Source organism: Pseudomonadota bacterium (genome assembly GCA_040752895.1).
GTDB lineage: Bacteria > Pseudomonadota > Alphaproteobacteria.
Window position 1 is genome coordinate 1 of sequence record JBFMHN010000021.1, and the last position, 1,270, is coordinate 1,270.

Here is a 1,270-nt window from a genome sequence, read left to right on the forward strand (position 1 = left end):
GTCTCGATCTCCGCCAGCACGTCGCCCGCGGCGATTTTCTCCCCTTCCCGCTTTACCCAGCGCGCAAGCTTCCCCTCCTCCATCGTCGGGCTCAGCGCGGGCATCAAAACTTGCTTCGGCATGGCGTCAGCCTTGGTAACAGACGGTCTTTGCCGCCGCGACGATGCGGCCGGCATCGGGCAGGGCGAGCGTCTCCAGATTGGCGGCATAGGGCATCGGCGCGTCCGCCCCCGTTACGCGGAGAAGCGGCGCGTCTAGGTAATCGAAAAGTTCCTCCATGGCGCGCGCAGCAAGCTCGGCGCCGATGCCGGCATAGGGCCAGCCTTCCTCGACGCTGACCAGCCGGTTCGTTTTTTTTACGGATTGAGCGACCGTCGTAAAATCGAGAGGACGGAGTGTGCGCAGATCGATCACTTCCGCCTCGATCCCTTCCCCGTGCAGTTGTTCGGCGGCGGCCAGCGCCTGCACCATCATCCGGGAAAAGGCGGTGATCGTCACGTCGCTTCCTTCGCGCACGACCTTCGCCTTGCCGATCGGCACCAGAAAATCCGGGTCCTGCGGCACGTCGAAGCGCTGCCCGTAAAGCATTTCATTTTCCAGAAAGACGACCGGGTTCGGGTCCCGGATCGCCGCCTTCAAAAGCCCCTTCGCATCGGCGCCGGAGTAAGGTGCGATCACTTTCAAGCCCGGCACATGCGCATACCAGCTTGCGTAGCACTGGGAATGCTGGGCAGCGACGCGGGCGGCGGCCCCGTTCGGCCCGCGAAAGACGATGGGAACCGTTACTTTGCCGCCGGACATGTAAAGCGTCTTCGCCGCCGAATTGACGAGGTGATCGATTGCCTGCATGGCAAAATTGAACGTCATGAACTCGATGATCGGCCGTAGACCGGCGAAGGCGGCGCCCACCCCAAGGCCGGCGAAGCCCATCTCGGTGATCGGCGTGTCGATAACGCGGCGCGCCCCGAATTCTTCGAGCAAGCCCTGGCTCACCTTGTAGGCGCCCTGGTATTCGGCGACCTCTTCGCCCATCAGGAAGACGGTCGGATCGTGACGCATCTCCTCCGCCATGGCGTCCCGAAGCGCTTCGCGCAAGGTTTGGTTTGCGGTCTCGCCTGTATAGGCGTCTTCCCGCGTGGGCTTGGCCGGTTTGGCTTCGGTGGGGGTTTGTGGCTTCGGCGCTTCCCGCGCCGCCGGCTTTTCTTCCGCCTTTTTCGGCGCGGCTGGCACGACGGGCACGGGTGCGGGTTCCGCCCCGGCAAGGGCGCCG

2 protein-coding genes are annotated in these 1,270 nt (G+C 64.2%); both read right to left on the minus strand.

All coding sequences use genetic code 11. The features are described from left to right. On the minus strand, nucleotides 1-122 hold a 122-nt coding region (locus AB1781_11415; protein ID MEW5705174.1), incomplete at its 3' end, for a biotin/lipoyl-containing protein. Between the two features lie 4 nt (nucleotides 123-126). Next, nucleotides 127-1,270: pyruvate dehydrogenase complex E1 component subunit beta (locus AB1781_11420; protein ID MEW5705175.1), on the minus strand; the 1,144-nt coding region annotated here is incomplete at its 5' end.